The sequence below is a fragment of the Arthrobacter oryzae genome (assembly GCF_030718995.1).
In the GTDB taxonomy this organism is placed as follows: Bacteria; Actinomycetota; Actinomycetes; order Actinomycetales; family Micrococcaceae; genus Arthrobacter; species Arthrobacter oryzae_C.
Genome location: NZ_CP132204.1, coordinates 1,428,019 through 1,453,119, shown reverse-complemented (window position 1 = coordinate 1,453,119; position 25,101 = coordinate 1,428,019). Strand labels below are relative to the sequence as shown.

General features: G+C 64.0%; 13 protein-coding genes, 3 rRNA genes and 3 pseudogenes. 12 read left to right on the top strand and 7 right to left on the bottom strand.

Going from position 1 to position 25,101, the window contains the following annotated elements:
- The first annotated feature begins 54 nt into the window (after positions 1–54).
- The 10 genes from Q8Z05_RS06685 to Q8Z05_RS06640 all read left to right on the top strand — a co-directional run bounded on the left by Q8Z05_RS06685 (position 55) and on the right by Q8Z05_RS06640 (position 17,516).
- The gene (locus Q8Z05_RS06685; RefSeq protein ID WP_305942698.1) at positions 55–1,080 is read left to right on the top strand and encodes a LacI family DNA-binding transcriptional regulator; all 1,026 of its coding nucleotides are present in this window, start codon (positions 55–57) and stop codon (positions 1,078–1,080) included.
- 170 nt (positions 1,081–1,250) lie between these two features.
- A complete protein-coding gene (locus Q8Z05_RS06680; RefSeq protein WP_305942697.1) occupies positions 1,251–2,006 on the top strand; it encodes a glucose 1-dehydrogenase in 756 nt (251 codons plus the stop codon).
- 181 nt (positions 2,007–2,187) lie between these two features.
- Positions 2,188–5,151 (top strand): glycoside hydrolase family 2 TIM barrel-domain containing protein, encoded by a 2,964-nt coding sequence (locus tag Q8Z05_RS06675; RefSeq protein WP_305942696.1) that lies wholly within the window; start codon positions 2,188–2,190, stop codon positions 5,149–5,151.
- A 537-nt stretch (positions 5,152–5,688) separates the two neighbouring features.
- Positions 5,689–7,212 (top strand): 16S ribosomal RNA (locus Q8Z05_RS06670).
- Between the two features lie 539 nt (positions 7,213–7,751).
- Positions 7,752–10,877, top strand: a 23S ribosomal RNA gene (locus tag Q8Z05_RS06665).
- 206 nt (positions 10,878–11,083) lie between these two features.
- Positions 11,084–11,200: ribosomal RNA gene (gene rrf, locus Q8Z05_RS06660) — 5S ribosomal RNA — on the top strand.
- The 16S, 23S and 5S rRNA genes sit together here, the layout of an rRNA operon.
- Positions 11,201–11,843: 643 nt before the next feature.
- Positions 11,844–12,128, top strand: coding sequence for an HU family DNA-binding protein (locus tag Q8Z05_RS06655; RefSeq protein ID WP_011693739.1), 285 nt, complete (start codon positions 11,844–11,846; stop codon positions 12,126–12,128).
- A gap of 133 nt (positions 12,129–12,261) precedes the next feature.
- A complete protein-coding gene (locus Q8Z05_RS06650) occupies positions 12,262–14,433 on the top strand; it encodes a cytochrome c oxidase assembly protein (protein WP_305942695.1) in 2,172 nt (723 codons plus the stop codon).
- Complete coding sequence (locus Q8Z05_RS06645; protein ID WP_305942694.1) at positions 14,433–16,466, top strand: NHL domain-containing thioredoxin family protein; 2,034 nt, start codon at positions 14,433–14,435, stop codon at positions 16,464–16,466. The genes Q8Z05_RS06650 and Q8Z05_RS06645 overlap by 1 nt, the downstream gene beginning before the upstream one ends.
- Positions 16,467–16,688: 222 nt before the next feature.
- Entirely contained in the window at positions 16,689–17,516 is an 828-nt protein-coding gene (locus tag Q8Z05_RS06640; protein ID WP_305942693.1) for a DUF559 domain-containing protein, read from the top strand.
- 158 nt (positions 17,517–17,674) lie between these two features.
- Here Q8Z05_RS06640 and Q8Z05_RS06635 read toward each other — a convergent pair whose 3' ends face one another.
- The 3 genes and pseudogenes from Q8Z05_RS06635 to Q8Z05_RS06625 form a co-directional block, all read right to left on the bottom strand.
- On the bottom strand, positions 17,675–18,667 hold the full coding sequence (locus Q8Z05_RS06635) for a hypothetical protein (protein ID WP_305942692.1): 993 nt from the start codon (positions 18,665–18,667) through the stop codon (positions 17,675–17,677).
- A gap of 142 nt (positions 18,668–18,809) precedes the next feature.
- The gene (locus Q8Z05_RS06630) at positions 18,810–20,549 is read right to left on the bottom strand and encodes a helicase HerA-like domain-containing protein (RefSeq protein ID WP_305942691.1); all 1,740 of its coding nucleotides are present in this window, start codon (positions 20,547–20,549) and stop codon (positions 18,810–18,812) included.
- Between the two features lie 9 nt (positions 20,550–20,558).
- Positions 20,559–20,855, bottom strand: a pseudogene (locus tag Q8Z05_RS06625) (GNAT family N-acetyltransferase); the annotation flags it as partial.
- A gap of 2 nt (positions 20,856–20,857) precedes the next feature.
- Here Q8Z05_RS06625 and Q8Z05_RS06620 point away from each other — a divergent pair.
- Positions 20,858–21,460 (top strand): annotated as a pseudogene (locus Q8Z05_RS06620) (F420-dependent methylene-tetrahydromethanopterin reductase); the annotation flags it as partial.
- Positions 21,461–21,566: 106 nt separating this feature from the next.
- On the opposite strand, the gene Q8Z05_RS06615 reads toward Q8Z05_RS06620, so the two are convergent.
- From Q8Z05_RS06615 to Q8Z05_RS06600, 4 genes and pseudogenes are all read right to left on the bottom strand, one after another.
- Positions 21,567–21,977: a VOC family protein gene (locus Q8Z05_RS06615; RefSeq protein WP_305942690.1), complete on the bottom strand. Its 411-nt coding sequence runs from the start codon at positions 21,975–21,977 to the stop codon at positions 21,567–21,569.
- A gap of 9 nt (positions 21,978–21,986) precedes the next feature.
- On the bottom strand, positions 21,987–22,451 hold the full coding sequence (locus Q8Z05_RS06610) for a helix-turn-helix transcriptional regulator (protein ID WP_305942689.1): 465 nt from the start codon (positions 22,449–22,451) through the stop codon (positions 21,987–21,989).
- A 93-nt stretch (positions 22,452–22,544) separates the two neighbouring features.
- Positions 22,545–23,274 (bottom strand): annotated as a pseudogene (locus Q8Z05_RS06605) (transporter substrate-binding domain-containing protein).
- 44 nt (positions 23,275–23,318) lie between these two features.
- Complete coding sequence (locus Q8Z05_RS06600) at positions 23,319–24,020, bottom strand: type 1 glutamine amidotransferase domain-containing protein (RefSeq protein WP_305942688.1); 702 nt, start codon at positions 24,018–24,020, stop codon at positions 23,319–23,321.
- Between the two features lie 107 nt (positions 24,021–24,127).
- Here Q8Z05_RS06600 and Q8Z05_RS06595 point away from each other — a divergent pair, with 107 nt between their 5' ends.
- Positions 24,128–24,934, top strand: a complete 807-nt coding sequence (locus Q8Z05_RS06595; protein WP_305942687.1) for a hypothetical protein — start codon at positions 24,128–24,130, stop codon at positions 24,932–24,934.
- The last annotated feature ends 167 nt before the right edge of the window (positions 24,935–25,101 follow it).

The following is a 25,101-nucleotide window of genomic DNA, read 5'->3' as shown; positions in this document are numbered from 1 at the left end:
TCCCGCTTTAACCACCCAAACCCCCACCTCCTGAGGCCTCTAGACTTACTCTTCATGAGCCACTCACCGCCGGCATACCCGGCCAAGCGGGCCACCATCCTCGACGTGGCCGCTGCCGCCGGGGTGTCGCGCCAAACAGTGACTCGGGCCATGAACGGCATGCCGGGCATCAAGGAATCCACACGCCAACGTGTGCAGCAGTTGGCCCAGGAGCTTGGCTATACCCCGAGCCGCTTCGCCAAAGGCCTCGTCCAGGGAGCACGGACTTCGGTAGGCCTGGCGATCCCCGACCTCACAAACCCGTATTTCCCGGCTTTTGCCTCAAGCGTCGTGGAACTGGCCACACTCCGCGGTTGGCACGTCGTGGTCGATGACTACGGACACGGCGGCCGCAGCGGATTGGACGCCGTCCAGCATCTGGCGCCCCAAGTGGATGCCGTAATTGGCTACCTTGGCGGTTACGCGCAGCAGGCCCAGTCCGCCCTTGGCCGCCGGCCCCTCATAGTCCTGGACGAGACTCCTGGCGATGCGGCGGGAAGCATCAACTTTGACTACGACCACGCAGCCAAACTGGCCGTTGACCAGTTGGTGAAATCGAACCGGAGGAACATCGCCTACCTGGAGGCAGGATTTGCCGCCGGCGGTGGCGGACAATCTCCGGGCACCGTCCGAGGGAAAGCCGTGGCCGGTCGGCTGCAGCACCTCGGGACGTCGTGGTCCCTGATTGTCGCCGAGGAGACGGCCGAGGCAGCCAGGGCGGCAGTGGCCCGATTTCTCCGGGAGCATCCGGAGACGGACGGGTTCTTGGCCTTCAACGATTTGATGGCCGCCGGCGTGCTCAAAGCACTCTCTGCGGCAGGGCGCACGGTCCCTGGGGACTGCGCCGTGATCGGCATGGACGGTATCCCGCTGGGTGTGCTCCTGACCCCCCAACTCAGCACCATGGCACTTGACCTGCGGGAAGTGGGACGGGCCGCCGTCGAACTTCTTGATGGTTTGCTTTCGGGGTCCGTCATCCCCGGATCAGAGGCGTCACGCCTCACCCTTAGACATCAGCTGATTCACCGGGAAACAGCCTGATTTTGCCGCCGGCATGGGTTCGCCGAGTAGATATGAGTCGTAGTGCCCTTTCGCCCGCACGTCCCGAGCCTCAAGCTGGGAGCGGACTGCTGCCCGTCCAGGTGGGCGCTGCAGGTCCGCGCGTGAGCGCACCAAGGCCGCTCGGCGCCAACTGGTGAACAGGAGCAGGGATGGGACGACTGGACGGCAAGGTAGGCCTCATCAGCGGCGGGTCGCGCGGAATCGGAGCGGCGATCGCCGAGCGGATGCTGCAAGAAGGCGCCAGGGTGATCATCGGAGACGTCCTGGACCAGGAAGGGTCCGATCTCGCAGCCAGGCTCGGCAGCGATGTCCGGTTCGTCCGGCTCGACGTGACGAGCCCCGCGGACTGGCAGCAGGCAGTCCAGGCGGCTGTCACCGAATTCGGCAGTCTCAGCGTGCTGGTCAACAACGCCGGCATCGTCAACTTTGGCCGGATCGAGGAGTACCCCCATGAAGAGTGGGCAAGGATCATCGACGTCAACCTGACCGGCGTGTTCAACGGCATCAAGGCAGCCGCTTCGGCCCTGGCGCATGCCGGATCCGCCTCGATCATCAACATCTCGTCCATTGCCGGTGTACGGGGATATGAAAGCCTGTCCGGCTACACGGCGTCCAAGTGGGGTGTCCGCGGCTTGACGAAGAGCGCTGCCCTGGACCTCGGAATAACCGGAACACGGGTGAATTCCGTGCACCCGGGGGTTATTGAGACGCCCATGACGGCGGGCATGACGTTCGACGTCGGACACGTACCGTTGCACCGCATCGGCCAGCCCCGGGAGGTTGCCGACCTCGTGGTGTACCTTGCGTCGGACGAATCCTCCTTTGTGACCGGTTCCGAGTTCGTCATCGACGGCGGCGAAACCGCCGGGACCGTGTTGCCGCCTCCGGGAGGCTCGGGCAGCTGACGCACCCTTTCCAAACGTGGTGAGTCCGAGTACGATCGATGGGAACGTGAACGTTCACGAAATTGCGCCGGTGCCGTCGTGATGTACGTGCTTTACCGAAATCGATCCCACACCGAGGAATGCCATGACTGTTGAGTCTTCCGCCGCCACCCCAGCCCCAGCCTCTAGTCCAGGTTCCGCCGTGCGGACGCTCGAGGCGGCCGCCGCGCAGGTCGCTGACCTCGCTTCGGTGGCACCACCGAAGGGCACGCTGCCGGCACGGGCCTACCTTGACAGCACTGCGCCGCGTATGTCGCTGAACGGCGTGTGGAAGTTCAGGCTCCACCCGGGCATCCGGCAGGCGCCGCAGGACGGCTGGCAGGCCGGCGGGGACAGGCCGGAGTTCGGCGATCTCCCGGTGCCGTCGAGCTGGCCCATGCACGGCCACGGCACACCCTGGTACACCAACGTGCAATTCCCCTTCGCGGTGGAACCTCCGCATGTCCCGGATGCCAACCCCGTCGGTGACTTGTTCGTTGAGTTCGAGGCCGGCCCGGAGTTTTTCCCGAAAGCCCTGCTTCGTTTCGACGGCATCGACTCGGCGGGAACGGTGTGGCTGAACGGCACTTTGCTGGGGACCACGCGCGGAAGCCGTTTGGCGCATGAGTTCGATGTCACCGGTGTGCTGGTTCCGGGCCGGAATGTGCTGGCGGTCCAGGTGGCCCAGTTCTCGGCAGCCAGCTACGTCGAAGACCAGGACATGTGGTGGCTCCCCGGCATCTTCCGGGACGTGACGCTGCAGGCGCGCCCGTCGGAGGGCATCGACGACGTCTTTGTCCATGCGGACTTCGATCATCACAGCGGCGAAGGCATCCTGCGCGTTGAGGTGAGCCGGGCAGGCGAGCCGGTTGCCGCCGTCGTGCGCGTCCCGGAACTGGCGCTGGAACTGCACGCCGGCGAGGCGCATCGCCTCCCGGATATCTCACCGTGGTCGGCAGAACTGCCGAGGCTGTACAACGCCACTGTCAGCACTGCGGGCGAGACAGTTTCGGTGCAGCTCGGCTTCCGTTCCATCAGCATCGAGGACGCGCAGTTCAAGGTGAACGGGCAGCGGATCCTGCTCCGCGGCGTCAACCGCCACGAACACCATCCCCGGCTGGGCCGCGTGGTGCCGAGGGAGGTCATGGAGAGCGAGCTGCGGCTCATGAAGCAGCACAACATCAACGCCATCCGGACCTCACACTACCCTCCGCACCCGGACTTCCTGGCGCTGGCGGACCAGCTCGGCTTCTACGTTGTCCTCGAATGCGATCTTGAAACGCACGGTTTCGAAGAGGGCGCCTGGCAGCAGAATCCCAGCGCGGATCCGCAGTGGCAGCCTGCCCTCCTGGACCGGATGGCCCGGACGGTGGAACGCGACAAGAACCATGCATCGGTGATCATGTGGTCGCTGGGCAATGAGGCAGGCACCGGCGGGAACCTGGCGGCCATGTCCCGCTGGACCAAACTCCGTGACCCGTCCAGGCCCATCCACTATGAGGGAGATTGGAGCTCTGCCTACGTGGATGTGTACTCGCGGATGTACGCAAGCCAGGCGGAGACCGCGCTGATCGGCCAGGGCGTGGAACCTCCCCTGGATGACGCCGGCCTCGATGCGCGGCGGCGTGCCATGCCGTTTGTCCTGTGCGAGTACGTCCACGCCATGGGCAACGGGCCGGGCGGCATGTCCGAGTACCAGGATCTGTTCCATCGCTACCCGAGGCTGATGGGCGGCTTTGTGTGGGAGTGGCTGGAGCACGGCATCACACGGACGGGGCCCGATGGCCAGGAGTACTTCGTTTACGGTGGAGACTTCGGCGAGGAAGTGCATGACGGCAATTTCGTCACGGACGGGCTGGTGGACGCCAACCGTGTCCCCCGGCCGGGCCTCCTGGATTTCAAGAAGGTCATCGAGCCGCTATCCATTGAGGTGGCGGAGGACTGGTCCGCGTTCAGTGTGACCAACCGCTTCGATTTCGCTGATACGTCGGGGCTGGAGTTCCGGTACCGGGTGGAGGCCGACGGCGGAACGGTCGACGGCGGCCGGGTTGACGTTGCGCCCGTGGCGCCGCGTGAATCCGCCGACGTGCGGTTACCGGCGGGGTTGCGGGAACGTGCCGCGCAGGCGACGGCGGTGCTGACGGTGCATGCCGTGCTCAAGGAAGATTCCGCCTGGGCCCCCGCGGGCCACGAGCTTGCCTGGGGCCAGGAATCAGCCAACGTGCGTGTGGCGCAGCGGCCTGCGGCCACGGCCGGTGTCGAGGTGGACGGCGGTCTCCTTCGCTTGGGGCCGGCCGAATTCGAACGGACCACGGGTCAGCTCGTCCGGCTTGGCGGCACAGCCGTCGAGGGATTCCGGCTCCTGCTGTGGCGCGTACCCACGGATAACGACCTCGGTGCCGGCTGGGACAGCCCGGATCCCCGTCCCGTGGCTACGCAATGGCTGGACGCCGGGCTCAACCGGATGCATGCCCGGCTCGTCGGTATTTCTTCCCGTCCCACGGCCGGCGGCGGGGAGGAGCTCGTTGTCCGGACCCGGGTTGCCCCTGCCGGCAAGCAGTTTGGTGTGCTCGCCAACTATGTCTGGACCAGCGACGGGGACAGTGTCAGCCTGCGGACAACGGTCAAACCCGACGGTTCGTGGACCAACTCCGGCCGGCCGGTGCCGTGGGCGCGGATCGGCGTGGAACTCGTGCTGAAGTCGCCGACCGAATCCGTGGAGTGGTTCGGCCAAGGGCCGCATCACAGCTATCCGGATACCGGCCAGGGCGCCAGGCTCGGCTGGCACAACCTGCCGTTGAGAGACATGGATGTGGACTATGTCCGGCCGCAGGAGTCCGGCGCCCGCTCCGGCGTGCGCTCCGCGGCAATGAACCTCGACGCCGGCCGGCTCACCGTCAGGGGTGAACCGTTTGCCCTTACCGTGCGCCCGTACAGCCTGGGAGTACTCGACGCCGCGACGCATCGGCCCGACCTTGTGCCGGACGGGCGCAGCTACATGTACCTCGATCACGCGGTGCATGGGGTGGGAACTGCGGCGTGCGGTCCGGGAGTCCTGGAGGGCTACCGACTGGAACCGGGGGAGGCGGACTTCTCGTTCGACTTTGCTGTGACTCAGTCCACATAAAGCTGATCGAGCCGCGGGGGCGGCAGCAGGCGGCGGGAAGGGCGCGAAAACCGCGGAATTCCACGGTTTTTGGGCTGTTCTTTGGTGTGTGGGGGTGGATTTGTGTGTGGTGCTGTGGGCGTGTAAAGTAATTCGAGTCGCCGCCGCTGATGCGGAAAGATTGCGACCGACCCCCTTCTGAATGGCCTGAAAAACGGCGCCTTTATGGCGTGCGGAAACCGGGCGGGGGCCCTTCCTGTGGTGCTTGTGGTTGGCGGTAACGCCGGTTTGCAAAGCGGTCCGGGATCGGGTAAGTTTGGGAAGTTGCTCCGGAGCGAGCTGCGACTGGCTGGATGTTGGTTGTGGTGGTGCCGGGTGTGTCTGTTGTTTGAGAACTCAATAGTGTGCCAAGTTTGTTGATACCAATTGTTTTATTGATTGGTTGTTTTGGCCAGGTTTGTCCACCCCGTGGATGGGTCTGGTTTTTACAGCTGGTTTCAAATTTTGTGCAGCCTGGTTCCGCGTTTTCCCGTGGTTCCTGGTTGTGTCTGTTTTACTTCAACGGAGAGTTTGATCCTGGCTCAGGATGAACGCTGGCGGCGTGCTTAACACATGCAAGTCGAACGATGATCCCAGCTTGCTGGGGGATTAGTGGCGAACGGGTGAGTAACACGTGAGTAACCTGCCCTTAACTCTGGGATAAGCCTGGGAAACTGGGTCTAATACCGGATATGACTCCTCATCGCATGGTGGGGGGTGGAAAGCTTTTTGTGGTTTTGGATGGACTCGCGGCCTATCAGCTTGTTGGTGAGGTAATGGCTCACCAAGGCGACGACGGGTAGCCGGCCTGAGAGGGTGACCGGCCACACTGGGACTGAGACACGGCCCAGACTCCTACGGGAGGCAGCAGTGGGGAATATTGCACAATGGGCGAAAGCCTGATGCAGCGACGCCGCGTGAGGGATGACGGCCTTCGGGTTGTAAACCTCTTTCAGTAGGGAAGAAGCGAAAGTGACGGTACCTGCAGAAGAAGCGCCGGCTAACTACGTGCCAGCAGCCGCGGTAATACGTAGGGCGCAAGCGTTATCCGGAATTATTGGGCGTAAAGAGCTCGTAGGCGGTTTGTCGCGTCTGCCGTGAAAGTCCGGGGCTCAACTCCGGATCTGCGGTGGGTACGGGCAGACTAGAGTGATGTAGGGGAGACTGGAATTCCTGGTGTAGCGGTGAAATGCGCAGATATCAGGAGGAACACCGATGGCGAAGGCAGGTCTCTGGGCATTAACTGACGCTGAGGAGCGAAAGCATGGGGAGCGAACAGGATTAGATACCCTGGTAGTCCATGCCGTAAACGTTGGGCACTAGGTGTGGGGGACATTCCACGTTTTCCGCGCCGTAGCTAACGCATTAAGTGCCCCGCCTGGGGAGTACGGCCGCAAGGCTAAAACTCAAAGGAATTGACGGGGGCCCGCACAAGCGGCGGAGCATGCGGATTAATTCGATGCAACGCGAAGAACCTTACCAAGGCTTGACATGGGCCGGACCGGGCTGGAAACAGTCCTTCCCCTTTGGGGCCGGTTCACAGGTGGTGCATGGTTGTCGTCAGCTCGTGTCGTGAGATGTTGGGTTAAGTCCCGCAACGAGCGCAACCCTCGTTCCATGTTGCCAGCGCGTAATGGCGGGGACTCATGGGAGACTGCCGGGGTCAACTCGGAGGAAGGTGGGGACGACGTCAAATCATCATGCCCCTTATGTCTTGGGCTTCACGCATGCTACAATGGCCGGTACAAAGGGTTGCGATACTGTGAGGTGGAGCTAATCCCAAAAAGCCGGTCTCAGTTCGGATTGGGGTCTGCAACTCGACCCCATGAAGTCGGAGTCGCTAGTAATCGCAGATCAGCAACGCTGCGGTGAATACGTTCCCGGGCCTTGTACACACCGCCCGTCAAGTCACGAAAGTTGGTAACACCCGAAGCCGGTGGCCTAACCCCTTGTGGGAGGGAGCTGTCGAAGGTGGGACTGGCGATTGGGACTAAGTCGTAACAAGGTAGCCGTACCGGAAGGTGCGGCTGGATCACCTCCTTTCTAAGGAGCACCTACAGCAACCTCACCCCGTGTATGCGGGTGTGGTGGTGTTGTCAGGAAGTTGCCCGTTGCGCAGACGCAAGTTCTGCGGCGGGTGCTCACGGGTGGAATATCAACAAATAGCGGCCGCTGGTTTCCTGCCGGCACCCAGTACGGATGTTCTTCACTTGTGGAGGGTTGTCCTGGAACGGTGCGGGGAGGGTGACGGGTGGTTTAGTGTTTGGCACACTGTTGGGTCCTGAGGCAACAGGGCCATGGCATTGCGGGGTTTCCTTTCGGGGAGGCGTTCGTGGTGGTGTGGGTTTTGTTTGTTTCTGGTTTCCTGGCTGCACCGATCACACGGTTTGTTCTTCCTTCGGGAGGGGTGGTGTGTGGGGTGTGTGGTACGGGGTTGTTGTTTGAGAACTACATAGTGGACGCGAGCATCTTTTATAAGAAGCAATTTCCAAGAATATGAACCTGGATCTGTTGTGCTGTCTTTCGGGATGGTGCAGTGGTTTTCGTGGTTCTCTCGAAAATTAGCGTTTTTGATCTTTTGTGGTCAAGTTTTTAAGAGCACACGGTGGATGCCTTGGCATTAGGAGCCGAAGAAGGACGTAGGAATCTGCGATAAGCCTGGGGGAGTCGATAACCGGACTGTGATCCCAGGGTGTCCGAATGGGGAAACCCCGCCAGGGGCGCGAGTTGCCTGGTGACCCGCATCTGAACACATAGGGTGCGTGGAGGGAACGCGGGGAAGTGAAACATCTCAGTACCCGCAGGAAGAGAAAACAATAGTGATTCCGTTAGTAGTGGCGAGCGAACGCGGATCAGGCTAAACCGTTCCATGTGTGATAGCCGGCGGGCGTTGCATGGTCGGGGTTGTGGGACTTTCCGTATCAGTTCTGCCGGACTGGTGAGGTGTGATGTGCAGGCATAGGTGAACGGTCTTGAAAGGCCGGCCAGAGAGGGTGTGAGCCCCGTAACCGTAATGTTGTGTACCGCCTGGAGAGTATCCCAAGTAGCACGGGGCCCGAGAAATCCCGTGCGAATCTGTCAGGACCACCTGATAAGCCTAAATACTCCCTAATGACCGATAGCGGACCAGTACCGTGAGGGAAAGGTGAAAAGTACCCCGGGAGGGGAGTGAAACAGTACCTGAAACCGTGTGCTTACAATCCGTCGGAGCCAGTCTGATTCTGGTGACGGCGTGCCTTTTGAAGAATGAGCCTGCGAGTTAGTGTTACGTCGCGAGGTTAACCCGTGTGGGGCAGCCGTAGCGAAAGCGAGTCTGAATAGGGCGTTGCAGTGGCGTGATCTAGACCCGAAGCGAAGTGATCTACCCATGGCCAGGTTGAAGCGACGGTAAGACGTCGTGGAGGACCGAACCCACTTCAGTTGAAAATGGAGGGGATGAGCTGTGGGTAGGGGTGAAAGGCCAATCAAACTTCGTGATAGCTGGTTCTCCCCGAAATGCATTTAGGTGCAGCGTTGCGTGTTTCTTACCGGAGGTAGAGCTACTGGATGGCTAATGGGCCCTACAAGGTTACTGACGTCAGCCAAACTCCGAATGCCGGTAAGTGAGAGCGCAGCAGTGAGACTGTGGGGGATAAGCTTCATAGTCGAGAGGGAAACAGCCCAGACCACCAACTAAGGCCCCTAAGCGTGTGCTAAGTGGGAAAGGATGTGGAGTTGCGAAGACAACCAGGAGGTTGGCTTAGAAGCAGCCATCCTTAAAAGAGTGCGTAATAGCTCACTGGTCAAGTGATTCCGCGCCGACAATGTAGCGGGGCTCAAGTACACCGCCGAAGTTGTGGCATTCACATTTTATCCAAGCCTTTGTGGTTCAGGAGTGTGGATGGGTAGGGGAGCGTCGTGTGGGCAGTGAAGTCGCGGTGTAAACCAGCGGTGGAGCCTACACGAGTGAGAATGCAGGCATGAGTAGCGAAAGACGGGTGAGAAACCCGTCCGCCGAATGATCAAGGGTTCCAGGGTCAAGCTAATCTGCCCTGGGTAAGTCGGGACCTAAGGCGAGGCCGACAGGCGTAGTCGATGGACAACGGGTTGATATTCCCGTACCGGCGAAAAACCGCCCATGCTGAACAGGGGATACTAACTGCCCGAGACCTGCCCGATCACCCTTGTGGTGTGAGGGTTTTGGTGGAGCGCGGGACCTGATCCTGGGAGGTAAGCGTATTAACAGGTGTGACGCAGGAAGGTAGCCGAGCCGGGCGATGGTTGTCCCGGTCCAAGGATGTAGGGCGAACGGTAGGCAAATCCGCTGTTCATGATGCCTGAGACCTGACGGGACCCCCGTAGGGGGGGATTCGGTGATCCTATGCTGCCTAGAAAAGCATCGACGCGAGGTTTTAGCCGCCCGTACCCCAAACCGACACAGGTGATCAGGTAGAGAATACTAAGGCGATCGAGAGAATTATGGTTAAGGAACTCGGCAAAATGCCCCCGTAACTTCGGGAGAAGGGGGGCCCCAACCTTGAACACCACTTGCTGGTGGGAGGGGATCGGGGCCGCAGAGACCAGGGGGAAGCGACTGTTTACTAAAAACACAGGTCCGTGCGAAGTCGCAAGACGATGTATACGGACTGACTCCTGCCCGGTGCTGGAAGGTTAAGAGGACCGGTTAGCCGCAAGGCGAAGCTGAGAATTTAAGCCCCAGTAAACGGCGGTGGTAACTATAACCATCCTAAGGTAGCGAAATTCCTTGTCGGGTAAGTTCCGACCTGCACGAATGGAGTAACGACTTCCCCGCTGTCTCAACCATAAACTCGGCGAAATTGCAGTACGAGTAAAGATGCTCGTTACGCGCAGCAGGACGGAAAGACCCCGAGACCTTTACTATAGTTTGGTATTGGTGTTCGGAGTGGCTTGTGTAGGATAGGTGGGAGACGTTGAAGCCCGGACGCCAGTTCGGGTGGAGTCATCGTTGAAATACCACTCTGGTCACTTTGGACATCTAACTTCGGCCCGTAATCCGGGTCAGGGACAGTGCCTGATGGGTAGTTTAACTGGGGCGGTTGCCTCCTAAAAAGTAACGGAGGCGCCCAAAGGTTCCCTCAGCCTGGTTGGCAATCAGGTGTCGAGTGTAAGTGCACAAGGGAGCTTGACTGTGAGAGAGACATCTCGAGCAGGGACGAAAGTCGGGACTAGTGATCCGGCGGTACATTGTGGAATGGCCGTCGCTCAACGGATAAAAGGTACCTCGGGGATAACAGGCTGATCTTGCCCAAGAGTCCATATCGACGGCATGGTTTGGCACCTCGATGTCGGCTCGTCGCATCCTGGGGCTGGAGTAGGTCCCAAGGGTTGGGCTGTTCGCCCATTAAAGCGGTACGCGAGCTGGGTTTAGAACGTCGTGAGACAGTTCGGTCCCTATCCGCTGCGCGCGCAGGAAATTTGAGAAGGGCTGTCCTTAGTACGAGAGGACCGGGACGGACGAACCTCTGGTGTGTCAGTTGTACTGCCAAGTGCACCGCTGATTAGCTACGTTCGGATGGGATAACCGCTGAAAGCATCTAAGCGGGAAGCTCGCTTCGAGATGAGATTTCCATACACCTTGTGTGTGAGAGGCCCCCAGCCAGACCACTGGGTTGATAGGCCGGATGTGGAAGCGAGGACTAACGACTCGTGAAGCTGACCGGTACTAATAGGCCGATAACTTACACCACACACCACCCCCGCAAACCGTTCAAAAGAGGTTTGCACCCAGGGGTGGTAAAAAGAAAACAAGACTGCTTGCGTCCACTATGTGGTTCCCAAACAACAAACCCGTTGCTTTGGCGAACCGACAACTAAATAACAACACCACAATGTTGTAACCACATTTTTCCCACCCCCCAGGGCACACAACCGACGGGGGAACGGGTAACAGGGTTACGGCGGTCATAGCGTGGGGGAAACGCCCGGTCCCATTCCGAACCCGGAAGCTAAGACCCACAGCGCCGATGGTACTGCACCCGGGAGGGTGTGGGAGAGTAGGTCACCGCCGGAACATCATTCAGGTCGAGAGCCTCCAAACACCCGTTTGGAGGCTCTCCCACTTTAACCACCCAAACCCCCACCCAAACCCCCACCCTCACCCCCTCTCTCACATCCGGCACCCCTTTTGCCGGACCCTCTCTCAGTACCCGCACCTTTTCGACGGACCCTCTCGCACCCGTGCCGGGACCCGGCACACCCCACCCGGCACACCCGCCGTCGAACACCCACCCCCGGGAACTGAGAGAGCGCCCGGGGAAACCCGGCAGCAACTGCGAGAGCGTCGCGGGGAAACCCGGCAGGAACTGAGAGAGCGTCGCAGGGGGGCGGAAAGCTAGGGAAGCTGCCCTCCCGACCCCGACCCCGACCCCGACCCCGCCTCCGGTGCTGGCCGCGGCCCGGGCTGCGGCTGCCGCACGCAGCGCCAGACCTCACCGCGACCCCGCCCGCCCCTCCTGGCGGGAGCCTGGGCGGCCGTCCGCTGATGGCGAAAAACGGGGCCAAAAGGCCTCAAAACCGGTGATTTACCTCAAAAAATGGCGGAAACACGCGGAATTTGCGGACCTGACCGCGGCAAGCTGGTAAGTTTTCGAACAGTGGCTTGTGCGCATGCCGCGTTCAGGCTCCAGAAATCATGACCGTCCAGGAGGACATAAATGGCTAAGAACCGTAGTGAACTTGTTGCAGAGGTAGCAGGCAAGGCCGGCACCAGCCAGGCAGCCGTCAACTCCGTACTCGATGCACTGTTCGAGGTTTTCGAGACCTCTGTCGCCGCGGGCGAGAAGATCACCATCCCGGGCTGGCTCGCAGTTGAGCGCACCGACCGTGCAGCCCGTACCGGCCGCAACCCGCAGACCGGCGAGACCATCCAGATCGCCGCTGGCCACAGCGTCAAGCTGACCGCCGGCTCCAAGCTGAAGGCTGCTGTCTCCAAGAAGTAGCATCCGGCGTCCAACGCTTGAAAGGGAGCGGCAACCCGAGGGTTGCCGCTCCCTTTGCGTTAACCCGCCCCTGCGAGCCTTTGAGCGCAGCCGCCGATTCGCGGCGCAGGCACCCGTAGCGGACAATGGATAGGTGCCCTCAGCAGCAAAATCCCGCCCCACCCATCCGCAGCCTTCCCCCACGCCGGGGAAGACTGGGGTGTCCGGCGGTGCGGCGGGTATTTCCCGGCTGTGGCAGTTCGCCGGCCTTGCTGCGCTCATTCTGGGCCTCGCAGCAGCCCTCCTGTTCTCCGGAGCGGCCGCCGCACGCGAGGTGTCCGACCCCGGGGCGCTGATCCGGTGGGGCCTGCCCGTCAGCAAGGCCATCCACAACGTCTCCTTGGCCACCGTTATCGGCGGCCTGATTTTCGCTGCCGGCATTCTCCCGCGTAACGCCGCTGGTTCCCGCGCCAAGGACTCCAGCGCGCCCGAGCATCCGGCATTCGCCCGTGCCCTGGCTGTGGCTGCGGGGGCAGGTGCCGCGTGGACACTGTCAGCGATCGCGGTGCTGGTGCTGACGTACTCCGATGTGGCTGGCCAGTCACTCTCCGGGGATGCCGAGTTCACCCGCGCGCTGGTCTATTTCATGACCGACATCGAGACCGGCCGCGCCTGGCTGGCCGTGACCATCGTGGCCGCTGTGGTGACCACTGCCCTGTTCGGCGTGCGGTCCCTCACCGGCCTGGCCATCACGCTGGTGCTGTCGCTGGTGGGAATGGTCCCGATCGCCCTCATCGGCCACTCCTCAAGCTCCAGCGACCACGAAGGGGCCATCAACTCCCTTGCCCTGCACCTGGTGGGCGTATCCGCGTGGGTGGGCGGCATCATCATGCTCGCCCTCCTGTCCGGCATCCTGACCGGGGGCAAGGCCAGCGCAGGCGGCAAAGCCAACCCAGGCGGCAAAGCCGACATCACCGAGCCCACGCTCCGCCGGTTCTCCTCGCTCGCGGGGTTTGCGTTCATCCTGGTCTTTGCCTCCGGTGTCATCAACGCGAGCATCCGGATCACCAGCTGGAATGACCTGCTGGGATCCGCCTACGGCCAGATGGTGCTTGCCAAGGCCATGGCCACGCTGTTGCTGGGCGGTATCGGCCTGATGCACCGCCAGTGGGTCATCCCGCAGCTCAACCGCAAGGGCGCCGCCCTGTCCTCCCGGCGGGTGCTGTGGCAGCTGGTCATCGCGGAACTGCTGATCATGGGCGCGACGTCGGGAATCGCCGTCGCGCTGGGCCGTTCCGCCCCGCCGCAGCCCACCACCTTCGCCCCTGATGCCTCACCGGCGTTCATCCTCTCCGGCTACGAACTGCCGCCTGAGCTGACTCCGGAGCGCTGGCTTACCGAATGGCGGCTGGACTGGCTTTGGATCGCCGTCGCTGCCGTCGGCCTGGTGTCCTATTTCCTCGGTGTGGCCAAGGTCCTGCGCCGCGGCGACAAATGGTCCTGGTTCCGCAGCGTCAACTGGGTGATCGGACTGGTGGTGCTCACCTACATCACCTCGGGCCCGCCGGCAGTCTACGGCCGCGTGCTGTTCTCCGCGCACATGGTAGACCACATGGCGCTTACTATGGTGGCCCCGATCTTCCTGGTGCTCGGCGCCCCGGTGACGCTGGCGCTCAGGGCACTGCCGGCTCGCGGAGACGGCTCGCGGGGCCTGCGCGAATGGCTGCTGTTGTTCGTGCACTCCAAGTTCTCCCAGCTGGTGACCCACCCGCTCTTCGCCGCGGCCAACTTCGCCGGTTCGATCGTTCTGTTCTACTACTCGGACGCGTTCGGCTATGCCATGCGCGACCACGTGGGCCACGAACTCATGAACCTGCACTTCGCCCTCACCGGCTACATCTTCGTCCTGACCATGATCGGCACGGACCCGCTGCCCCGCCGCGCGCCGTACCCCATGCGGCTGTTGCTGCTGCTGGCCACCATGGGCTTCCACGCCTTCTTCGGCGTAGCGATCATGGGCGGCACCAACCTGCTGGCCGCTGACTACTTCGGCAACCTGGGCCGGACCTGGGGACCCTCCGCACTGCTAGACCAGCAGATGGGCGGCGCAGTCGCCTGGGGGATCGGCGAAGTACCCACGCTCCTGGTGGCCATCGGCGTCGCCATTATGTGGTCCCGTTCCGATGCGCGGGAGTCCAAACGGTCCGACCGCGCGGCGGACAGGAATAACGACGCCGATCTCACTGCTTACAACGATATGTTTGCCAAGTTGGCTGAACGCGACGCCAAGCTGGCTGAACGCAACTCAAAGCTGGAAGGACGCTGATGAGCGAAACCGTACGCACCCACCTCCGGGTCCGCGCCTCCGAACTGGTGGGCCGTAACTGGCTGAACACCGGCGGGAAGTCCCTGGACCTGGAAGCCCTGCGGGGCAAGATCGTGCTCCTGGACTTCTGGACCTTCTGCTGCATCAACTGCCTGCACGTCCTCGACGAGCTGCGCCCGCTGGAGGAGCAGTACTCCGACGTCCTGGTGACGGTGGGTGTGCACTCGCCGAAGTTTGAACACGAGGCCGATCCCGTTGCCCTCGCCGCCGCCGTGGAGCGCTACGAAATCCACCACCCGGTCCTGGACGACCCCGAGCTGGAGACCTGGAAGGCTTACACCGCCCGAGCCTGGCCCACCCTGGTGGTCATCGACCCCGAGGGCTACATCGTGGCGCACCTTTCCGGCGAAGGCCACGCGGACGGCCTGTCCGTACTGATCCCGGAACTCATCGCCCAGCACGAGGCCAAGGGCACCCTGCACCGCGGCAACGGCCCCTACGTTGCGCCGGAGCCGACGTCGGGCACGCTGCGTTTCCCTGGCAAGGCGCTCTTCCTTCCGGCCGGCCGCGGCGCCCGCTCCAACGGAGCGTCAGGCGCGGAAGCTTCCGACGGCGGGACTTCCGACGGCGCCGCGCCCGACGCCGGTTCCTGGCTCGTCACGGACACCGGTCACCACCGCCTGGTGGAGCTGGACACTGACTTCCACTCAGTGCTGCGCACTTACGGTTCCGGAACGAAGGGCTACGCCGACGGTCCCGGCGCCGACGTCGACTCCGTCAAGCCCACCGCACAGTTCAACGAACCGCAGGGCCTTGTGCTCCTGCCGGAAGACGTGGCAGCGAAGACGGGTTACGACGTCGTGATTGCAGACTCCGTCAACCACCGCCTGCGGGGGCTGTCCCTTGCGGACGGAACCGTCACCACGCTCGCCGGCAGCGGCGTGCAGCGGCTGCTCGAGACAGGGCCGGCGCGGGTGGACGAAGACGCCGCAGGCTTCACCGGCCGCCTCAGCGACCATCCCCTGGACGTCGCGCTCAGCTCGCCATGGGATGTTGTCTGGTCGGCCAAGCTCGACGCCGTGGTGGTCGCCATGGCCGGCGTCCACCAGATCTTCAGCTTCGACCCGGTTTCCGGCGCGGTGTCCATCCTGGCCGGCAACGGTCTCGAGGGACTCCTTGACGGACCCGCCCATGAGGCCTGGTTCGCCCAGTCCTCCGGCCTGGCGGAGGACGCCGACGGCAACATCTGGGTGGCGGACTCGGAGACCTCCGCACTCCGCAAACTGGTAATCGGCGACGACGGTACGGTCACCGTGGAGTCCGCCGTCGGCAAGGGCCTGTTCGACTTCGGCTTCCGCGACGGGCCGGCCGAGGAGGCGCGGCTGCAGCACCCGCTCGGTGTCACCGTGCTGCCGGACGGCTCGGTGGCGATCGCCGACACCTACAACGGTGCCGTGCGCCGCTACGACCCCGCCAGCGGAACGGTGTCCACGCTGGCCCGGGGACTGTCCGAGCCGTCCGACGTGATTGTGGACCACACGCACACGGCCGGTGCCGAGCCGCTGCTGGTGGTGGTGGAAGCCAACAAACACCAGCTGATCTATGTGCCCATCCCCAAGGAAGCGCAACAGGTGGACGAGGGCGCGGTGCAGACACACCGGCCCAAGAGCCCTGTTGCCCCCGGGACGCTGGAGCTCACCGTGCGCTTCACGGCGCCCACCGGGCAGAAGCTCGACGACCGCTGGGGAGACCCCACACAGCTGAAGATCTCGTCCACCCCGCCAGAGTTGCTGGTGGCCGGCGGCGGAACGTCGGTGGGCCTGCAGCGAACGCTGGAGCTCTCCTCCGACATTCCCGACGGCGTGCTCCACATTACGGCGCGCGCGGCGGCCTGCGACGGCCCCGAAACGGCCAACGGCGAGATCCCGGACCACGCTGCCTGCCACCTTTACCAGCAGGACTGGGGCATCCCTGTGGTGCTGCAGGCCGACGGCGACACCGAGCTGGTCCTGGACCTCCGCGGCATGGACTGAGCTCCTCCTTAAGCACCGCTAAAGGCTGGAGCCCGTGACCAAGCGTCACGCGCCGCAGCCTTTTGGCGTTAAGGAAGCCTGCAGACGCCGCGGATCCAAGGCGACGTTGTCGGTCCGGCCGCAAGAGTCTGCACGGCGTGACGCCGGAGGCGGACGCAGTGGATTTCCACATAGCCTTGTCCGCAGCTGCCTGGGGGCTCCCGCCGCGTGCAATATGGCGGCATGGAGGTGAAGTCAGCGCTTGCTGCGTGCGGGGGAGCGGCGCGGCGGCCCGTTCTTGCCCGGCTCGGCGTTGACGATGCTGCGTTGCGTCGGGCTGTACGGGCCGGCGTACGACAGCCTGCCCGCGGGCTCTATGCGCTCCAGACGGCCAATCCGGACACTGTGGGCCTGCTCCTGCGCCGCCAACTCCTCACCTGTGTCAGTGCCGCGCCCTTGTATGGGCTGTGGACGCTGGGCCCGTCAGCCCCGGCCCATGTGTATCACCCACGGGGCGATGCGTTCGACGGCGACGTGCCGCACGGCGGGCTGCTGCTGCCACCTCACCCCACCAGACCCGTAGCGTCTCTCGGCGACGTCCTGATCCACGCCCTAAGGTGTTTGCCGCTGCGGGAGTCGCTGGTCATGGTGGAATGCGCCGTGGGACGGGGAGACATGACCCTGGAGTTTCTCCGGCACCGGCTGCCCGGGCGAAGGAACGGCCGTGCCCGCGAGGTCCTGCAGTGGGTGGACCGCGGAGCGGACTCGATGCTGGAAACCCTGGCACGGACGTGCTTTCGGCAGGCCGGGATCCAGGTCGAGGTTCAGGTATATATCGACGGCGTCGGTTACGTGGACCTGTTGCTGGATGGCTGGCTCGTGATCGAGTTGGATGGGCGCCAGCACGGCGAATGGACCCAGGTGAAGAAGGACCAGCGCCGGAACAACCGGTCTGTTGTGCAGGGCTACACAGTGCTTCGCTACTACTACGCCGACGTTGTCCACAACCCTGGCCAAATGCTGGCCGAAGTTCTCGCGGTGCTTGCCGGGCACCGTCGTGGGGAGCCCTGAACTGCCGTCACTGCACGCATGCTTTTGAGCCGCTAAGGCATGAAGTGCCGCGGGATTCCGGGCAGATATGCTCCGCCTCAGTGTGAAAGTCTGCGCTGCGTGACGCGCGCTGCGTGCTGCGCGCCGCGTGACAGGTGGCCGCGGGACCACGACGGCGCCTAGTAGCTGAGGAGCGGGGTGACCCTGATGGTGTCGCCGTCAACGTCCAGGCGGGTGGTGAAGCTGAAGTCGTGTTCCACATCCAGATTGGTCACGGCGCCAGTGAACAGGTCGGTTTGCTGCGCCTTCAGCCGGGCCTTTCCGTCCAGCGGGGCCACCACCCAGCGGCCGCCGAACGGCTCAATGGACACCTTGGGGTACTCGCTGATGCTCCAGTCGATGGTCCCCAGCGTCACCCGGTTGAAGGTGGCGTGGTAGAACGGGCAGTCCGGCTGAAGCTTTTGCTCCTTCACGGCCCCTGCGGCGCAGGTGTCCAGGAATTCCTTGACCTTGGCGCCCACCGCGTCCTTCAGCGCCGGGGTGGCTTCCGTTAGGAGGCTCAGCGGGGCAGTCGGCACGTCGCGGCCGGACACGGTGGCGCGGCTGGCCGGGGCCGAGAAGAATTCGCCGTTAAGGCTGGCCTCATACTCGCCGGGATAGAAGACCGCAAAGGAATTGCGGCCGTTGGGCATGTTCACAGGGATGCCGTTGAGGGTGGCCTGGTTGGAGTTGACCACTGTGACTTCCAGGACGGGCAGCGCGGCGGGCACGAAGGCCCACTTGTTGAAGAAGAGCCACTCGGTCCCGGTCCGCTCCAGCAGGAACTCCGTGCTGAGCCGGCTGCCGTCGATGGAGTACTCCATGGGCACCACGACCTGGTTTCCGGCCCGCTCCTGGGTCTCGCCGAATTTCACGTTCGTCACCCGGGAGGCGGCGGTTTGCAGCGCCGTTCCATCCAGCATGGCGGCGTCGCTGTCCGGCACGGAGGCGCGCAGGAGACCGAGCGCTTTTTCGCCTTCGCCCTTCTGCAAGGCGTCCAGGTATTCACGGACGGGCTGCTCGGGACTGGCCACGGAGGCGTTCACCAGGTTCACTGCCACGATGGCTCCGGCGATGGCAAGCATAAGGCCCAGCAGCCACCCGGCCGCGATCCTCACCAACGCTTGACTCATCTGCACGCACCTTACGTTACCTGCAAGGCGCGCGAAAGCAGGTGTAGCGGATGCCCCGCATGACGCTTGTGAGCCGTTCTCGGACAGTCCGACGGCGGGTTGCCGGCCCCCGGGCCACCCCGCCGTGAATCCCGCCGAACCGCTAGCGGCGGCGCCTGGAGGAGGTGCCGAACACGCCCCGCAGCAGCTCGCGGCCCAGTTGCGTACCGAGGGACCGCGCCATGCTCTTGAGGCCGCCGCCGAGGGCACCGCCCAGGGCTCCGGCCAGGTCGTCCACCATGCCTCCGCCTGATTCCTGCCGTGAAGGGGGAGCCTGGCGCCTTCCGTTGCGGGGCTGTTCCGGTTCCGGAGCAGGCCTGCTGCTGGGGCGCCCCAGGATCTCTTCCTCGATGCGGCGGGCATCGGCGTCGACCGCGTCACGGTCCACGGCTCCCGGAACGGGGCTGCCGGGAAGAGGGCTGCCGGGAACAAAAACCTCCGCGGCCGGCGTGGGAGGCTGGCCGGGGGCTGCCGCTCCGGTGGGCGCGGCAGCTTTCCCCGAGATCTTCTCGTAGGCGGAGACGTTGTCCACCGCAGTGCCGTACTTGACGAGCAGTGCGGAGCCGGCAACGGTGCTCTTGACGAGTTCCTCGGTGCTGGGGCCCATGACCGATTCCGGGGCCCGCAGCCGGGTCAGGGCCACCGGGGTGGGCGCGCCTTTCTCATTCATCACCGTGATGACGGCTTCGCCAATCCCTGCCGAGGTGAGGGTTTCTTCGAGGTCGTAGTCGCTCATGGGGAAGGTGGAGACGGTGGCCTTCAGGGCCTTGGCGTCTTCCGGTGTGAACGCGCGGAGGGCGTGCTGGATGCGGTTGGCCAGCTGCCCCAGGACATCGGCCGGCACGTCCTTCGGCGTCTGGGTGACGAAGAAGATGCCCACGCCCTTGGACCGGATGAGCCGGACAGTGGTGGTGATCGCTTCGAGGAAGGCCTTGGACGCATCGTTGAACAGCAGGTGGGCTTCGTCGAGGAAGAAGACCAGCTTCGGTTTGTCGAGGTCCCCGGCTTCGGGCAGGTCCTCGAAGAGGTCCGCGAGCAGCCACATCAGGAAGGTGGAGAACACCATGGGCTTGGTCTGCAGCGTGGGCAGCTCCAGGCAGGTGACGACGCCGCGGCCGTCAGGGGCTGTGCGCAGCAGTTCGGCGGTGTCGAATTCGGGCTCGCCGAAAAAGGCCTCCATGCCCTGGGCCTCCAGCGTCACCAGTTCGCGGAGGATGACGCCGGCCGTCGCCTTGGAGAGGCCGCCCAGCGCCTCGAGCTCGTCCTTGCCCTCGTCCGAGCTGAGGAACTGGATGACTGCCCGGAGGTCCTTGAGGTCGATCAGTTCCAGGTTGTTCTTGTCCGCAAAGTGGAAGATGAGCTGCAGGCTGGATTCCTGCGTGTCGTTCAGCTCCAGAATGCGCGAGAGAAGAATCGGGCCGAAGGAGGTGATGGTGGCACGGACGGGGATGCCGTTGCCGTCCCCGCCGAGCGCCAGGAACTCCACGGGAAAGGTCTTGCCTGACCAGGCCTGGCCGATGCCGTCAGTGCGCGCCTTCAGCTTCTCGCTGCCCGCGGCCGCGGTGGCCAGCCCGGAGAGGTCTCCCTTGATGTCCGCGAGGAACACCGGAACTCCGGCCGTGGACAGCTGCTCCGCCATCATGTGGAGCGTCACGGTCTTGCCGGTGCCCGTTGCGCCGGCCACCAGCCCGTGCCGGTTCATCATGGAAAGCGGCAGCCGGACGGGCGCGTCCTTGTGGACTTCGCCGTCGACGATCGCGGCTCCCAGCTCGATGGTGGCGCCTTCCAGGGTGTAGCCCTTCTGGATGGTGGCGACTTTATCTGCGGTGGATTTGATGGCCATGCCGATAGCTTAGCCGCGGGGCTCCAGATCTTTGCTGAATGCCAGGAACTTGATGGTTTCCGGATCGGCCGCCAGATCGAACAGCGGCTCGTATCCCGAGTTCAGGTAGAGGTGCTTGGCCTGGGGCTGCCGCGGGCCGGTGGTCAGGTACAACCGGCTGTAGCCGCGGCGGGCGGCCAGCGCCTCGAGTTCGGCCGGCACGAACCGGGCCAGGCCGCGGCGGCGGTGGGCGGAGTGCGTCCAGATGCGTTTGAACTCTGCCGTCCCCGGACCGTGACGCCGGAACGCCCCGCCGGCCACGGATTCGCAACGTCAAGATCATGCCTGCCAGCGAATTCATCCTTGCCGCAACGCCGGAGGAAGCCCTGGAAAAGGAGGCCTGGGTCCGTAGCCTCCAGATCGGCCCGCAGCAGGCCATCGCCTACCTGGAACAGTTCTGGGGGCGCGAGCTGGGAAGCTACGATCCGGACGGCCCGCTGCCGGAGATTGATCCGGTGGTGGAGGAGACCTCCGAGACCCGCGGCAGCGGCTTCCACGGGGCCAAGGCCCGGCAGCTGGCCGACCAGTGGCGGGCCGAAGCCCAGGAGAAGGGACTGTCCATACGCCAGTTCGTCTCCGCCAAGACCAGCCGCGTGGATGCGACCTTTACAGGCTCCTATGCCGAAGTGGCTGACCGGCTGGTGGAGTACGCCCGAACCGGCGCAGTGGACGGCTTCAACATCTCGCCGTGGCTGATCCCGACCGGCCTGGACGACATCGTCAACCACCTGGTGCCCGAGCTCCAGGAACGCGATGTCTACCCCACCGAATACGCGGGCAGCACGCTGCGGGAAAACCTGGGGCTGGCGGCACCGGAGCATCCCGGGGCTGAGGCCGCCGTCAGGGCTGCGCCCTCGGAAGCGAGGGTCTGAGCCGATGGGCGAGGGCGTGTCCGGCACGGACGCGGGAGATGCTGACCGGGAGTCAGCTGCGGACACCATCAGGCTGCAGCTGACTGTCTGGCAGCAGTATCTCTAGTCAGTCCTTCGGCGCCTGGTTGATCCGCACCATGTTGCCGGCCGGGTCGCGGAAGGCGCAGTCGCGCGGACCCCAGGGCTGGTCGATGGGCTCCTGCAGGACCTCGGCGCCGGAAGCGCGCACCTTTTCGAAGGTTGCGTCGAGGTCGTCGGTGCGGAAGACAAGCATCGGCAGGACTCCCTTGGTCAGGAGCTCCTGCATCGTGTCCCCGTCCTCCGGGGACCGGCCGGCGTGCGGTTCCGAGAGCACGATTTCCAGGCCGGGCTGGTCCGCGCTGCCGAGCGTGATCCAGTGGAATCCTCCGGAAGCCACGTCGTTGCGCAGTTCGAGGCCGAGGGCGTCGCGGTAGAAGGCGAGGGCTTTCTCGGTGTCATCGACAGTGATGTTGCAGTACTGGAGTGAAATGTTCATGCAACAAAGCTATTCCGCGGGCGTCAGGGCCGCTTCTCGAATCCTGCTCACTTGGGCGCCGGCCGCAGTGCCCGTGCTGTGCCGGGCAGGCCGTGTGCGGATCTTCGCCACGCACGCGGGCATGGCCTCCACCGCGCTGTGTTCGCGGGCCCGGTAGGCGCTGGGCGTTTCCCCCACGAGCTCCGTGAACCTGGAACTAAAGGATCCCAGCGAAGTACAGCCCACCGCCATACAGGCATCGGTGACGGTCATGCCGCCACGGAGCAACGCCATGGCCCGCTCAACCCGGCGGGTCATCAGGTAGCTGTAAGGGGTTTCGCCGTACGCGGCCCGGAACTGCCGCGAGAAATGGGCCGGTGACATCAGTGCTTTCCGCGCCATGGTGGGCACGTCCAGGGCGCGGGCGAAGTCCCTGTCGATCAGGTCCCGCGCCCGGCGCAGGTGCGCAAGGTTGGCGAGCTCTTGCGGGGTCATGTCCTGAGCGTACGCCGCGGCGCAGACGTTTGCCACGACGAAAGTGCAGGGCAGCCGCCGGCTGCCCGGCACATTCCCCGTGGAAAGCCCGGGCTACTTCTTGGTCAGTCCCGCGGGGTTCAGCTCCGACTTCTGGACGGCCTCCGCGGGGAGGCCCCAGCGGTCCAGGATCCTGGCGTAGCTGCCGTCTTCGATCAGGTGGTTCAGGCCCGCCTGGGCTGCGGCGGCAAAGCCGTTGCCCTTCTTAGTGGTGGCCGCGATGCTTGCCTTCAGCGGCCAGCCGCCGTCCACCAGACCGACCAGTTTGGTCTTGGCGTCGGAAGCCGCCTTGAAGGCCGCCGTCGCATTCGGCCCGAACGTCAGGTCCGCCCTTCGCATAGAATCCCAGCTTGTCGTCCCGGTAGCTGGCGAAGTCGAACTTGAGCTTCCGCTCCTCAGTCACCGTGACATTGGACAGCACGGCCTCATACTTCCCGGACTCCACGCCGAGGGGCCAGTCGGCCCACGCGGTGGGAACGATGTCAGCTTCCAGTCCCAGCGTCTGGGCCAGCGCGACGGCGATATCCACCTCGTTGCCCACCGGCGTCTTATTGTCCGTGGCGTAGACAGCCAGCGGTGCCGCGAACGGGCTGACGGCGACTGTCAGCTTGCCGTCCTTCTTGATGGCTTCCGGCACCAGCGCCGCGACTGCCGGGTCCACGGCAGCCGCTACGCGGTCCTGCTCCGGTGAGAGGTTGAACTGCTTGACGCCCGTGGACGACGTTGCCGGGGCGGACCCGGAAGCCGCCGCCGCGCCGGGGTCGGAGCACCCTGCAAGCCCCAATAGTCAAAGCCCGGTGCAACCCGGCGAGACAGGGGGAAGCCGTCCTACTCTCCGAGGGCCTTGATGACTTCCTTTGCCACGTCCTCGCTGGACTGCGGGTTCTGCCCGGTGACCAGGTTGCCGTCACGGACCACGTTGGAGCCCCATGCGGCGCCGTTCTCCACGATGGCACCCTTTTCCTTCAGCACATCCTCGACGAACCACGGGGTATTGGGTCCGGTGCCGCCGTTGAGTTCCTCCTCATTCGTGAACACGGTGAGGCGGCGTCCCGCGAAAGTGAACTTCCCGTCGTCGTCAACGGCGCTGAGGAGGCCCGCCGGGCCATGACAGAACGGGGCGATGACCTTACCGGCCCCGTCCGCCGCGGCCAGGATACGGCCCAGATCGGCGTCCTGGTACAGGTCCGCCATGGGGCCGTGGCCGCCCGGCATCACCACGGCGTCGTAAGCGGACGGGTCGACGTCGGCGAGCACCAGCGGCGCGGAAAGCTCGGCATCAATGCTGGCCAGATAGTTACGGAAGCTGTCCGCGCGGTCCTGGCCGCCGGCCGACTCCGGGGCGAGGCTCACCTCATCCACGGTGGGCTTGGCGCCGCCGGGGGTTGCGATGTGCACCGTGTGTCCGGCGTCGCGCAATGTCTGGTGCGATACCACCAGCTCTTCCGCCCAGTAGCCAGTAGGGTGCTGGGTGCCGTCCCGCATGGTGAGGGAATCGGCGCCGGATACGACCATCAGAATGTTTGCCATGATGTAGCTCCTGTCCTGCCGGCCCGTCCGGACCGGCTCATAGGGGCGGCAACACGGTAAGTACGCTGAGTATTCCTCGCCGGCAGGTCTCCGCAGTAGACTCTGGCATGGCCTCGTCACTGTTGAAGATGGTTCTGTCCGTTGCCACCACGCTTACCCTGGCACTGATGGGCGGCGGCCCGGCGACCGCAGCGCCTCCGCGTCCGTCTGATTCCCCGGGCATCGACGTCTCCTGGCCGCAATGCGGGCAGACCCTTCCCGAAGGGCTTGCCTTCGCGATTGTGGGCGTCAACAACGGGCTCGCGAACACCACGAATCCCTGCCTCCAGGAACAGCTGGACTGGGCCGAAGCCACCATCAGGTATCCGCAGGCAACCAGCCAGCCGCGCGTTGCCCTGTACGTGAATACCGCCAACCCGGGGCTGGCCGGTTCCTGGTGGCCCTCCTCCAACGTCTACATGGGGGCATCCGTGGACAACCCTTACGGGGACTGCCAGGGTAAGAACGATGCAGCGTGCGCCTACATATACGGCTATGCGAAGGCGTATGACGACGCCGTGCTGCGCGGAGTGGATGACGCGGACACCTACTTCTGGTGGCTGGATGTGGAGACGGAAAACAGCTGGCAGCCGGACACGGCAGCCAACCGGGCCGACCTGGAAGGCATGACCGCCTACTTCGAAAGCATTGGCGCCGACGTCGGGATCTACTCCACCGGCTACCAGTGGGGCAAGATTGCCGGAACCGTTCCCTCAACCAGCAACCTGGCGGGGCTTCCCAGCTGGCTCGCCGGCGCCCGAACCGTGAGGGGCGCCAAGTCGAACTGCTCCCTTCCGGGCCTGACGCCGGGCAGCAGGGTGGCCCTGGCGCAGTATGTCTCCGGCGGCCTCGACTACAACGTCGCCTGCAAGTAGGCGGCGCGTAAGCGGTGTGACAGCTGTGCACTATTTATTGCCAGAGTTAACCAGAGTGCAAAAGTGAGTACTACGGATAAAAAACAGGTATAAAACCACCGAAAGTCGAGTGGAATCTACTGGTGTTTTTCTGAGCACGCCGCCCTAGCATCGGGACTACATTTGCG